The sequence below is a fragment of the Rhodococcus sp. BL-253-APC-6A1W genome (assembly GCF_012843405.1).
Lineage (GTDB): Bacteria > Actinomycetota > Actinomycetes > Mycobacteriales > Mycobacteriaceae > Rhodococcus.
In genome coordinates this window covers 135,857-148,182 of sequence record NZ_JABAFB010000001.1, presented here as the reverse complement: position 1 = coordinate 148,182, position 12,326 = coordinate 135,857, and the positions used below count along the sequence as shown (strand labels likewise).

The window sequence follows — 12,326 nt, the reverse complement described above, 5'->3', positions numbered from 1 at the left end:
TTCGTCGCGTCCGCGTCTGCGCGGCCGCCCGGTTGGCAGCGCTGCGTCGGCAACGAGCCTAGTCGCCCGCCCGGCGGTCAGGCGGCGACGGGATCGGAACCGGTGCCGGGCTTCGGTGCGAGCACTCCGGCCTCGACGGCCGAGCCGTCGGTTTCCGGAGCCGCGACCGGAGCGGGTGCTTCGAAGAGCGGGACGGGACCGACGGCCCCGATCTTGGCGTAGATCGACGTGGGGAACCGGCCGACCGCGTCGTTCAAGGTGGTGCCGATGTCGTTGAAGACGCGCACGGCGCCGGTGATGCGTTGCTCCCGCACGTCCAGTTCGCGGGCGACGCGCACGAACGGCCAGTGGGTGACGCCGTCGAGACCGCCGAGCAGGTCGTGCAGCGCCGCAGACAGCGTGTTCTCGGCGGCGGCACGCTCGGCGAGCCCGAGACGCTGGTCGCGCATCTCGATGGCGAGCGAACGGGCACCGACGACGGGCCGGAGCAGTGCGCGGTCGACGCCCGCTCCTGCCGACGCGGCGATGAGGGTGGGGATGAGGTCGTAGCGGTCGTCGAGTTCGTCGCGGAGCAGACGCAGGCTGTCGCGATAACGGGCGAACAGCGTGCGGAGGCGCTGCACACCTGCGCGTATCCAGAGCAGCAGTGCTGCCACAGAAGCCACAACAATCACCAGAGCCACAGAGGTCACGTCGAGGAATGTACCGACGTGGGTGGGTGGTGCGACAGAGGGATCCCGCGTGTCATCCCCCGCGTGTCCGTACCGTGATCTTCCCGGGTCTGTTTCCGCCCGGCGGGAGTAGGCCGGCTACGTCCGCCCGCGGCCGTTGCCCAGACGCGCGGCGATCTTGCGCACCAGGTTCTGCGGCACGAGTCGCCCGGCGGTGGCGAGGGCCTTGTACTGGATGCCCGGGATGCTCCGCACCTTGCCGGATTCGAGGTCGGCGAGCGACGTGCGCACCACCTTGTCCACGTCCAGCCACAGCACACCCGGGGTGGACGACATGTCGATCCCCGCGCGCTGATGGAACTCGGTACGCACGAACCCGGGGCACAGCGCCTGTGCCCGTACGCCCGTGCCGAGAAGTCCCCCGGCGAGCCCTTCGGTGAACGAGACGACGTACGCCTTGCTCCCCGAATAGGTGGACCCGCGCCCGGGCACCAGGCCCGCGACACTCGCGACGTTGATGACATCGCCCCTGCCCGCGGCGATCATGGGCGGCAACGCCGCACGCGTGAGCTGGACGACCGCGGTGACGTTCACGTCGAGTTGCGCCTGCAGCAACTGAGGATCGGCGGTCCAGAATTCGCCCGTGGTTCCGAAGCCGGCGTTGTTGACCAGCATGTCGACTCCGCGGGCGAGTCGCTCCGCTACCGCAGCGCGCCCCTCCGTCGTCGCGAGGTCGGCAGGCAGCACTTCCGAGGACGCGCCGGAGGTGCGCTGCAGTTCGGCAGCGAGGTCGTCGAGAGCGGACCGGTTACGGGCGACGAGGACGAGGTCGTATCCACGTTCGGCGAGGGTCCTCGCGAATCCTGCACCGATTCCCGAGGTGGGGCCGGTCACGAGCGCGACGGGACGCGAAGCTGAAGTCATGGCCGCCACAATAGCGGCGAGCGCAAGAATGAGCGCGCCGCCAGACCGCGGGGATCGATCACCCGACGAGATCCTGCGAGTGTTCGACCGAACCGAAGACCATCGAGTCCTCGACCCTACTGATCCGGTGGTCGATGGCGTCGCGGTAGTAATTGTGACGGACCCGCCAATGCCCTCGAGTTCCCGACTTCGGCAGCGCGTCCGGCGAGCGTTCCACGTATCCGGCCTCGAGGTCCCACAGTGGTTGCGCGGTCATCGGCTCGGCACCCAGGTGGGGATAGGCATGGGTGTAGCCGTTCTCACGCATGTATCTGATGAGGTTCGCGACCGAACGCGCGGTCATATCCACGCGCAGTGTCCACGAGGCGTTGGTGTAGCCGACGGACCACGCGATATTGGGGACGTCCTCGAGCAGGTGGCTCTTGAAAACGAAACGGTCGTGCGGTTTCAGCTCGTCGCCGTCGACCACCAGTCGCGTCCCGCCGAAGCCGAGCAGTTGCAGGCCGGTTGCGGTCACGATGATGTCGGCGTCGAGGTGCCGGCCGGAGGTCAGTCGCACGCCGGTCTCGTCGAAGCGTTCGATGTGGTCGGTGACCATCTCGATGGAGCCGTCCGTGATGCCGTTGAACAGGTCGGCGTCGGGAACCATGCACATGCGCTGGTCCCACGGGTTGTAGCTCGGGTTGAAGTGCACGTCGACCGGATAGTCCTCGGGCAGGTTGGCCGCCACGTTCGCGCGGATCATCTTGCGGCCCAGTTTCGGGAAACGGTGCGTGAGGTGCACGATCGCCGCGGTCTGCGTCGCATAACGCCACCGGATCACCCGGTGCGCCGCCGCGGGTGGCAGGAGCTTCCGGACAACGGGCACGAGGTATTGCTTCTGCTTGGCCGAGAAGATGTAGGAGGGCGAGCGCTGCAGCATCGTCACGTGCGCCGCCTGGTCGGTGAGGTTGGGAATCAGACTCACCGCGGTCGCGCCGCTGCCGATCACGACGATGCGCTTGCCCCGGTAGTCGAGGTCCTCCGGCCAGTGCTGTGGATGCACGATCGGACCCGTGAAGTCTTCTGTCCCGGCGAACCTCGGGGTGTACGGCTGGTCGTAGTCGTAGTAGCCGGTCGCGAAGACGACGAACCGGCACCGGTAGGTCTCGTGACACTTCTCGGCACCCTCACCGACCTCGACGCCCAACGTCCAGGTGTCGGTGCCCGAGTCCCAGTCGGCGGTCAGCACGTGGTGCTCGAAGCGGATGTGGTCGGCGATGCCGAACTTGCGAGCGGTCTGCTCGATGTAGTCCCTGATGTCGGCACCTTCGGCCAGTGCGCCCGGCTTCGCCCACGGCTCGAACGGATAACTGAGCGAGTAGATGTCACTGTCGGACCGCACGCCTGGATAACGGAACAGATCCCAGGTCCCGCCGACGCGCTGCCTGCGCTCGAGGACCAGGTAGTCGCAGCCGGGATTGTGCTCGAGGATCCGGTAGGCGCAGTCGATGCCCGACAGTCCCGCCCCGATGATGATCACGTCGTGGAGGTGGCCGTCGGTTGCCGGTGAGCCGGCCGGCGCTGCGGCCGCGTCGGCGCTCGCGGTCGTGTTCGGGGTGTCATCCGTGGGGGAACTGTCGGTCACGTGGACCTCCTGATCGAGACGCCCCCCGGTGCTGTCATCATGCAACATTCGTCACCGGATGTGAGCTGAATCGCGTCCCGCTGTGTCCCCGAACCCTGTGTGTCCCCGCACCCTGGCGAGCCGTCGATCGTCCCAGCGCACCAAGGCCCTGGTCCGGCCGGTACGGCACGAGTCAGTGCTGCACAGATGCGGCGTGTCGTCGCGGCGGCACCGGCTGCCGAGAGATGTCAGCGATGGGTGGACGGGCGGCCCGGGTCGTGCTCGCTGCGCGCAGGCTCCCCGGATTCCGACGGTCCGGCAGGGGGCGGAAGCACGTGCAGAATCCCCGACAACCGGGCGACGGTCTCGATGGCCGAGTCCCATTCGCGTCCGGTGCTGCCCACGGGAATGGATCCCAGGGTCCACTCGCCTTCGCTCCACAGCATCTGCACGTGGTCGGGGATGGACTGCGTGAACGAGACCATGCGCTGGTCGCACACGCGCCGCGCGATCTCCAGATCGGTGGCGAACACGATGCGGGGTCCGATCGAACCGAGCAGGTTCATGTCCGCGTCTTTCGGGGGCGGCGTCGACTTCAGCCGCAGATCGATGTCGACGTCCGAACCCACCTTGCGGCGCACCGCGATGATCGTCGCGGTTTCTTCGATGTCGAACAAGGTGAAGTTCTCGCCGCGCCGGACGCCGCGCACCACATCGATGGCGCCGAGGTATTCCTGCTTGGCGAGCGCGGCACGGTGCCAGTGCGACGGCAACTGGTCGTCCGAGGAGCTGTACTTGTAGCCCTGCGCCCGTGCCCAGATTTCGCGTACGCGCCCGGACTGCTCGCGCCGGGTCCGGTCGACGTAGAGCAGCGCGAGCGCACCGAGCAGCGCGACCGCGGCGAGAGCAAACCACATGAACGTCATCGACACGAAAGCCTAGCGTGTCAGCGACCCGGACCGTCGAACGACGGTATCGACGCGCTGACGACGGTGTCGGCGGTCATCCGGCCGGATTCGACGGGCGTGCCGGTCGCGATCACGGCCGAGCCGACCACCAGCGCGGACGGGTCGTCTCCCGAGAGCGTGATGATCTCGGTGTCCGGAGTGAGCAGCACCGTGACGAGTGATCCGCCGATGCCACTGATCGTGATGCTCCCACCGTCGTTCGCGGTGACCGTACCGACCACTGCGCCGGAGTCACCGATGATCTCACCGAGACCACCGGGAAGCTCGTCGAGCGGTTGTGAAGGCGTCGCGTCCGGAGACGGGCCCGGCGATACCGGCGCGGTAGGCGCGGGAGTGGTGAACGGGCGGGTGCCGGTGGCCGAATCGGACGTCTCGCTACGGCTGAGGAGGAACCCCGCGGTGCCGCCGAGCACGATGAGGACCGCAGCAGCGAGGAGCAGGAGCCCCCAGCGCGGGCCCCGGGGTGACTTCGGCGGTTCCGCGGGTGCGTACGGACCGTCGGGAGGCGACACGTTCGGCGGGTAGCCGCCGGGCGGCTGGTGCTGAGGTTGCGCGAACGCCTGCGTCGGCTGGTACGGCTGCGAGGGTGGGTAACCCTGCACCGGCGGATAGCTCTGCGTCGGCTGGTATCCCTGCATCGGCGGATAACCCTGTGTCGGCTGGTAGGCCTGTGCGGTCTCGGCATACGGACCGGGTTCCGGATACACGAGGGTCGGGTTGGTGACAGGCGTCCCGTACGCGGCGGTGGGATCGTCGGTGTGCAGCACACGGGTGTCGTCGTGTGCTGCATTCTCGGGCGCCCGGTCCTGCTGCGACTCGTCGTGCGGCGCAGCATCTTGCGACTCGGGGGCTGCACCGTTTTGCGACTCGTCGAGTGCGTAGGCCCGCTCCTGCGGCGTGCGCGGATCATGCGGCTGTGTCATAACCCCTCCCACAGTAGGCGTGCGCGTTTCCGGTAGCGAGTGCTACCGGAAACGCGCACGCGGGTGGGTCAGCTACCGATCACGAGGTGGTCGCCGTCCTCGCTGACGCCCACCGGGACCGTGTCGCCGTCCCGGATCTCTCCGGCCAGCAGTTTCTTGGCGAGCTGGTCGCCGATCGCCTGCTGGATGAGCCGGCGCAGCGGACGGGCACCGTACTGCGGGTCGTATCCGCGCACCGCCAGCCACAGCCGCGCGCTGGATTTGACGTCGAGCGTGAGCCGCCGTGCCTGGAGCCGGTCGGCCAGCTGTGCGAGCTGGATGTCGACGATCTGCGCGAGCTGCTCCTCCGAGAGCGGATCGAACACGACCACGTCGTCGAGCCGGTTGATGAATTCGGGCTTGAACGCCGACCGCACCGCCGCCATCACGTGTTCCTTGTCGCCCCCGGCGCCCAGGTTGGACGTGAGGATCAGGATCGTGTTGCGGAAGTCGACGGTGCGTCCCTGCCCGTCGGTGAGCCGACCGTCGTCGAGCACCTGGAGCAGCGTGTCGAACACGTCCGGGTGAGCCTTCTCGACCTCGTCGAACAGCACCACCGAATAGGGGCGACGGCGCACGGCTTCGGTGAGCTGGCCACCCGACTCGTAGCCGACGTACCCCGGAGGCGCACCGACCAGACGCGCGACCGAATGCTTCTCGCTGTACTCCGACATGTCGATGCGCACCATGGCGCGCTCGTCGTCGAACAGGAAATCGGCGAGTGCCTTGGCCAGCTCGGTCTTACCGACACCGGTCGGGCCGAGGAACAGGAACGATCCGGTCGGACGGTTCGGGTCGGAGACACCGGCGCGGGCACGACGCACCGCATCGGATACCGACTGCACCGCCCGGTCCTGTCCCACGACACGCTTGCCGAGTTCGTCCTCCATCCGGAGGAGCTTCGCGGTCTCGCCCTCGAGCATGCGTCCGGCGGGGATACCGGTCCATGCGGCGACGACATCGGCGACGTCGTCGGGCCCGACTTCCTCCTTGAGCATCACGTCGTCACCGGTTGCGGTCCCCGACGCGGCAGCGGCTGCCTCGAGCTGCTTCTCCAGTTCGGGGATGCGGCCGTACCGCAGTTCGGCAACCTTGCCCAGGTCGCCGTCGCGCTCTGCCCGTTCCTCCTCGCCGCGCAGCGCTTCGAGCTGCTCCTTGACCTGGCGTACGGAGTCGATCGCGGTCTTCTCGTTCTGCCAGCGCGTGGTGAGCTGGTTCAGCCGTTCCCGTTCGTCCGCGAGTTCGGCGCGCAGCTTTTCGAGGCGGTCCTTGGAGGCGGCGTCGGTTTCCTTCTCCAGCGCCATCTCCTCGATCTCGAGGCGACGGACGATCCGTTCGACCGTGTCGATCTCCTCGGGACGCGAGTCGATCTCCATGCGCAGGCGCGACGCTGCCTCGTCGACGAGGTCGATGGCCTTGTCGGGAAGGAACCGCGAGGTGATGTACCGGTCCGAGAGCGTCGCCGCGGCAACGAGAGCAGAGTCGGTGATGCGCACACCGTGGTGCACTTCGTACCGCTCCTTGAGGCCACGCAGGATGCCGACGGTGTCTTCGACGCTCGGCTCCCCCACGAAGACCTGCTGGAAGCGCCGCTCGAGGGCGGCGTCCTTCTCGATGTACTTGCGGTACTCCTCGAGGGTGGTCGCACCGACGAGGCGGAGTTCACCACGCGCGAGCATCGGCTTGATCATGTTGCCCGCGTCCATCGCGGACTCACCGGTCGCACCGGCACCGACGATGGTGTGCAGTTCGTCGATGAAGGTGATGATCTCACCGGCGGAGTCCTTGATCTCGTCGAGAACGGCCTTGAGACGCTCTTCGAACTCGCCGCGGTACTTCGCGCCGGCCACCATCGCGCCGAGGTCCAGGGCGACGACGGTCTTGCCGCGCAGCGATTCGGGCACGTCGCCCGCGACGACGCGCTGGGCGAGCCCTTCGACGATCGCGGTCTTGCCGACGCCGGGTTCACCGATGAGCACCGGGTTGTTCTTGGTGCGGCGCGAGAGCACCTGCACCACGCGGCGAATCTCGTTGTCGCGGCCGATGACCGGGTCGAGCTTTCCCTCGCGAGCACGTGCCGTGAGGTCGGTCGAGTACTTCTCGAGTGCCTGGTAGGTGGCTTCCGGGTCCGCGTTGGTCACCCGGCGGTTTCCGCGCACGGCTGTGAAGGCATCCCGCAGGGCCGTGGGCGTCGCGCCCTGACCAACGAGAAGCTTGGCGACGTCGGAGTCACCACTGGCGAGACCGACGAGAACGTGCTCCGTGGAGACGAATTCGTCGGTGAGCTCGGTCGCGAGCTTCTGCGCCGCGGAGAGCGCTGCGATCGCTTCGCGACCGAGCTGGGGTGTGGTGGTCGCCCCGGTGGTCTGCGGTAGTGCACCGACGAGCCGTTCGGCTTCGCTCCGCACTGCGGCGGGGTTCACGCCCACCGCTTCGAGGAGCGGAGCGGCGATGCCGTCGGGCTGGTCGAGCAGGGCCACCAGAAGGTGTGCCGGCCGGATGTCCGGGTTGCCCGCGGTGGACGCCGCCTGGAGAGCGGCCGTCAATGCGGCCTGAGTCTTGGTCGTCGGGTTGAACGAATCCACCGCACGCCCCTTTCACTTCGAAAACTGCTGATTCCTATACCTGCGGACCGGTGTCCACGAGGTTCGCTATGCACAACGGATACAAGATTGAGTTTGTTCCGCTCAAGTTTCTTGCGGCTGTGATTCACACCATAGCCACAGATCGGGGCGCACGGTGTAGCCGACCGCCCCGTGACCGACTACAGTGGCGGCGTCCAGCAGGCGCAGCACGTGGGAGGATGGCGTTGGAGACTTTCGCCATCGCGCGAGTGCAATTGAGCTTCGCGTCGATCGCGGCGACCCCCACCGGCCCCGAACGGTTCGCGTCGGCGTTCTACACCACCCTCTGGTCCGAATCGACCGGCATTCGCGAACTGTTCCCGGCGGGCATGGAGAGCATGCGGCATCGGTTCACGACCGCGATCGGATGGGTCGTCAACCGCCTGACCGACTTCGGCGCCGTCGAAGCCTTCCTCGGACAGCTCGCACGCGACCACCGGAAGTACGGCGTCAAGCCGGAACACTTCCGCTCGGCGGGCTACGCACTGCTCTTCGCGATCCGTGAGTGCACGCCGATCATCCTGTGGACCGCCACTCTGGAACGGACCTGGGCAGAGGTGATCGGCCGGCTCGTGGAAACGATGGCCGTCGCTGCGGCCACCGACGATCTGCCCGCGGTCTGGGGCGCGACGGTCGTCGGCCACGAGCGGGTCCTTCCCGACGTGGCGATCATCCGCCTCGAGACCGACACACCGATCCCGCATTACGCCGGGCAGTACATGAGCGTGCAGATCCCCCAGCGGCCCCACATGTGGCGCTACCTGTCGGCCGCCATTCCGCCGAACCCGCACGGACAGGTCGAATTCCACGTGCGGCGCGTCTCCTCCGGCTGGGTCAGCCCCGCGCTCGTCAACGAGGTGCGCGTCGGTGACCGCTGGCTGATCGGACCGCCGCTCGGTGGCTTGCGCGTCGATCGCGACAGCGGCCAGGACGTGCTCATGATCGCGTCGGGCACCGGCCTGGCACCGCTCCGCGCGCAGATCATGGAGATGGCGATGCGCGGCACCAATCCGCGGGTGCACCTGTTCTACGGCGGCAAGTACCCGTGCGACCTCTACGACCTCGAGACGCTGTGGCAGATCGCGATGACCAACCCGTGGCTCACGGTGGTTCCCGTCGTGGAGGAGAGGGAGAACCCTTGGTGGCACCCGGTTCCGGTACGGGAAACGCCCAAGGGTCTCCACAGCACGATGTACGGCAAGCTCGGTAAGGTCGTCGGGCAGTTCGGATCGTGGGCCGACCGCCAGATTCAGATCTCCGGCTCACCGTCGATGATCCGGACCACCATCTACGCGCTGTCCGCGGCGGGCACACCCCGCCAGAACATCAGCTTCGATCCGCTGTAACCACCGAGTCTGTCACCGCTGCGTCTGGATGCACTGCGTCAGGCGCGTTGCGCGGCGACAGCGCGGGCGAACTCCGGATGCGCCTGCGACACCACGAGTTCCGAACCGCAGTCCGCGATAGTCACACCGAGAGCCGCCCGGCGCGGTTCGATGACGCGCAGTGCTACATAGATGGGCAGGAACGACAGCCCGAACACGCTGAGCAGCGCGAACCCGTACACCTTCGGCGCGCCCTGCACGAGCGCGAACACCAACGCCAGAAAGACGATCCCGAGGACCGTACAGGTTGCGGCGGCGGCGATCTGCCAGCGCACGCGGACGGCGACGCACCGCGCGCACGTGGGCCACTCCACGGCAGCGACCTGCACGGTGTACGCGGCTTCGAGGGCCGAGCCGATACGACCGGACTTCTCCTGGGGGCGCACCGCATCCGACGAGACGGTGACACGCACGCGGTCGACCTCGGGTTCGCCGTGGCGGGCACAGATCGGCGGCACCGGCTCGACCGGCCTCATCGCCCCGCTACCCCGCGTATTCACCGTCCCTGTCCCCGGATACTCGACGGCCAATCGCACCTCGACCCGCTGGGGTCCCCCGTTTGCCATGCGACGGAGTATGTCAGGCAGCGATCGAGCAGGGAAGCCGGCCGTTCCGGCGCCGGCAGATCTAGCGGTACGACGCGCGGAGCGTCTTCTTGTCGAGCTTGCCGAGGGGCGTGAGCGGCAGCGAATCGAGGAAGTCCACGGACTTGGGAGCGTGCACGGATCCCTTGGCCGCACGGACCTTCTCGATCAGTTCTTCCGCGGTCACGCTCCGACCGTCACGCAGCACGACGCATGCTTTGACCGCCTCACCCCACTTCTGGTCGGGCACACCGACGACCGCCACCGAGGCGACGGCGGGGTGGGACGAGATCGCGTCCTCGATCTCCCGGGGGAACACGTTGAAGCCGCCGGTGACGATCATGTCCTTCTTGCGGTCGACGATGGTGAGGAAGCCGTGCTTGTCGGCACGCGCGACATCGCCCGTGTGCAGCCACCCACCGCGCAGCGCTTCTGCCGTCTCGTCGGGCTTCTTCCAGTACCCCTTCATGACGAGCGGGCCGCGCACGCAGATCTCGCCGAGTTCCCCTTGTGGCACTTCGCGCAGGTCGTCGTCGAGCAGGCGTACGTCGAGCCACGGCACCGGACGTCCGCACGAGGCGAGTCGTTCCGGATCGTCGGCGAGGTGTTCCTCTTTGCGCAGCACCGAGATCGTCATGCCGCACTCGGACTGCCCGTAGAACTGGAAGAACACCTGCCCGAGGCGCTCGATCCCTTCCTGGAGCCGGGCGGGTGACATCGCCGACGCGCCGTAGAAGAGCGTGTCGAGGCTCGACAGGTCGCGCGCGTCGAAGTCGGGGTGGTCGAGCAGCAGATAGATCATCGTGGGTACGAGCATCGTGGCGTTGATGCGGTGCTTCTCGATGGTCTCGAGGACGAGGCCGGGTTCGAAGTACGGCAGCACGTAGAGGCAGCCGCCGCGCAGCAGCGTCGGCACGAAGAACGCGGCGCCGGCGTGGGACAGCGGGGTGCAGATCAGAAAGCGCGGCTGGTCGGGCCACTGCCACTCCGCCATCTGGATCTGGTTGAGCGCCGCGCCGGACCGGAACGACCCCATCACGCCCTTCGGCTTTCCGGTGGTTCCCCCGGTGTAGACCATCGACGACGTGTCCTCGGCCGACACCGGAGCAGCCACGAGGCGTTGCTCGGTGAACTGATCGGCGAGCGCGAGGATGTCCGTGCCCACAGCCGACGGACCGAGGGAGAACAGATTCTTCAAGGTCGGGATCTGGGCGTGCAGCTCGGCGGCCCGCTCCTCGAAGTGATCCGGATCGAAGATGAGGGTCTCGATCTCGGCATCGGAAGTGATGTACAGGTGATCGGCGAGCGAACCCATCGGATTGAGCGCACTGTTGCGGCATCCGGCGACCATCGTCGCACCCATCGAGATGAGGACTTCCGGCCGGTTCTTCGACAGCATCGCGACAGATGACCCCTGGCCGATTCCCACGGACCCGAGGGCCTGCTGGAACCTGCTGATGGCACCACGCATCTCGGCGCCGGTGAGGACGACGTCGCCGAGGTACAGCGCCGGACGGTCCGCGCTGCGGTCGAGCGCCGTGATGAGCAGGTCCGGGGTGAAGACGGGCCGGTGCAGGTCCGCGTACTCCTCGATCATGTCGTCCTTCCGGTCGGTGTCGTGGTCCGGGGGTGTGACGGCCCGCGGTACGGGCTCCCGATGTGGTCGGCGTCACCCGGTTCCCGCCACGATAACCGCTGCACCGGCAAAACTGAAACACGTTCCACTCTGTCGGGGTGTGTGTTCCTCGCCTAGAGTCTGTGCAACACCGCGCCACACCACCCGGGGGTCACGTATGCAGTCGGCTACGCCGTCATCGACCGACACCGACATCGCGGTCTCCGCGACCGTGGTCGAGCACCACCGCCTGCGAACCGATCTGGCCGTCGTGCGGCTCGAATGCAACAGCGACATCGTTCCGTTCCGCGCCGGCCAGTACGTCGACGTGACCGTGCCGCAGCGTCCGAACCTGCCGCGCCGCCTGTCGCCCGCACTCCCCCCGTCGATGGACGGCAAGCTCGAATTCCACGTCCGCACCGTGCCGGGCGGATGGGTCAGCAAAACGATCGTCGAGTCGACCAGTCCCGGGGACGTGTGGACCGTCGGCAACCCCCGCGGAGGTGACCTCCACGTCGACGACACCGGACGCATTGTGGTGATGATCGCCGGCGGTACCGGCCTGGCCCCGCTGCGCGCGTTGCTCCTCGACGTCGCGCGGCGGCCACAGCCGCCCCGCACCTTCCTCTTCGTCGGTGCCCGCACGCCCCGCGACCTCTACGCGGCGGACATGCTGGCCCTGCTCGGGGAAGCACTGCCCTGGCTGACGATCGTGCCGGTGACCGAGTCGCTGTACGACCCCGCGATTCAGGATCCGTTCTACGACCGGATCGTCTCGCACGTCGGCGATTTCGGCATCGACCCCGACGAGTTCCTCGAAGGCACGCTCGGCGACATCGTCACGTCGTACGGGGCGTTCGGCGATCACCAGGTGCTGGTCTGTGGCTCCGCAGCGATGGTGCGCTCCACCGTGCAGCGACTGCTCGAGACGGGTACTCCGCTCGAGAACATCCGCTACGACTCGTACTGAGTCCCCGGCGGCCGCGC

Annotated in this window: 10 protein-coding genes; 2 read left to right on the top strand and 8 right to left on the bottom strand. The window is 67.6% G+C overall.

Going from position 1 to position 12,326, the window contains the following annotated elements; translation table 11 throughout:
• Positions 1–77 precede the first annotated feature (77 nt).
• The 6 genes from HF877_RS00510 to clpB all read right to left on the bottom strand — a co-directional run bounded on the left by HF877_RS00510 (position 78) and on the right by clpB (position 7,716).
• Positions 78–692, bottom strand: a complete 615-nt coding sequence (locus HF877_RS00510) for a LemA family protein (RefSeq protein ID WP_346765026.1) — start codon at positions 690–692, stop codon at positions 78–80.
• Positions 693–809: 117 nt separating this feature from the next.
• The gene (locus HF877_RS00505; RefSeq protein ID WP_169619026.1) at positions 810–1,595 is read right to left on the bottom strand and encodes an SDR family oxidoreductase; all 786 of its coding nucleotides are present in this window, start codon (positions 1,593–1,595) and stop codon (positions 810–812) included.
• A 58-nt stretch (positions 1,596–1,653) separates the two neighbouring features.
• Positions 1,654–3,117, bottom strand: a complete 1,464-nt coding sequence (locus HF877_RS00500; RefSeq protein ID WP_346765041.1) for an NAD(P)/FAD-dependent oxidoreductase — start codon at positions 3,115–3,117, stop codon at positions 1,654–1,656.
• A 332-nt stretch (positions 3,118–3,449) separates the two neighbouring features.
• Positions 3,450–4,118: a hypothetical protein gene (locus tag HF877_RS00495; protein WP_169619576.1), complete on the bottom strand. Its 669-nt coding sequence runs from the start codon at positions 4,116–4,118 to the stop codon at positions 3,450–3,452.
• Between the two features lie 29 nt (positions 4,119–4,147).
• Positions 4,148–5,092: a hypothetical protein gene (locus HF877_RS00490; RefSeq protein WP_169619022.1), complete on the bottom strand. Its 945-nt coding sequence runs from the start codon at positions 5,090–5,092 to the stop codon at positions 4,148–4,150.
• Between the two features lie 68 nt (positions 5,093–5,160).
• Positions 5,161–7,716, bottom strand: coding sequence for an ATP-dependent chaperone ClpB (clpB, locus tag HF877_RS00485; protein ID WP_169619020.1), 2,556 nt, complete (start codon positions 7,714–7,716; stop codon positions 5,161–5,163).
• Between the two features lie 224 nt (positions 7,717–7,940).
• Here clpB and HF877_RS00480 point away from each other — a divergent pair, with 224 nt between their 5' ends.
• Positions 7,941–9,101 (top strand): FAD-binding oxidoreductase, encoded by a 1,161-nt coding sequence (locus tag HF877_RS00480; RefSeq protein WP_169619575.1) that lies wholly within the window; start codon positions 7,941–7,943, stop codon positions 9,099–9,101.
• 38 nt (positions 9,102–9,139) lie between these two features.
• On the opposite strand, the gene HF877_RS00475 is transcribed toward HF877_RS00480, so the two are convergent.
• Positions 9,140–9,706: a hypothetical protein gene (locus HF877_RS00475; RefSeq protein ID WP_169619018.1), complete on the bottom strand. Its 567-nt coding sequence runs from the start codon at positions 9,704–9,706 to the stop codon at positions 9,140–9,142.
• Between the two features lie 61 nt (positions 9,707–9,767).
• On the bottom strand, positions 9,768–11,321 hold the full coding sequence (locus tag HF877_RS00470) for an AMP-binding protein (protein ID WP_169619016.1): 1,554 nt from the start codon (positions 11,319–11,321) through the stop codon (positions 9,768–9,770).
• A 196-nt stretch (positions 11,322–11,517) separates the two neighbouring features.
• Here HF877_RS00470 and HF877_RS00465 point away from each other — a divergent pair, with 196 nt between their 5' ends.
• On the top strand, positions 11,518–12,309 hold the full coding sequence (locus tag HF877_RS00465) for an FAD-binding oxidoreductase (RefSeq protein ID WP_169619014.1): 792 nt from the start codon (positions 11,518–11,520) through the stop codon (positions 12,307–12,309).
• The last annotated feature ends 17 nt before the right edge of the window (positions 12,310–12,326 follow it).

Bases quoted from the DNA above. Each gene is read 5' to 3' on its own strand.
- HF877_RS00465 (WP_169619014.1), top strand. From the start codon at position 11,518: ATGCAGTCGGCTACGCCGTCATCGACCGACACCGACATCGCGGTCTCC.
- HF877_RS00475 (WP_169619018.1), bottom strand. From the start codon at position 9,706: ATGGCAAACGGGGGACCCCAGCGGGTCGAGGTGCGATTGGCCGTCGAG.
- HF877_RS00495 (WP_169619576.1), bottom strand. From the start codon at position 4,118: ATGTGGTTTGCTCTCGCCGCGGTCGCGCTGCTCGGTGCGCTCGCGCTG.
- HF877_RS00470 (WP_169619016.1), bottom strand. From the start codon at position 11,321: ATGATCGAGGAGTACGCGGACCTGCACCGGCCCGTCTTCACCCCGGAC.
- HF877_RS00490 (WP_169619022.1), bottom strand. From the start codon at position 5,092: ATGACACAGCCGCATGATCCGCGCACGCCGCAGGAGCGGGCCTACGCA.
- HF877_RS00505 (WP_169619026.1), bottom strand. From the start codon at position 1,595: ATGACTTCAGCTTCGCGTCCCGTCGCGCTCGTGACCGGCCCCACCTCG.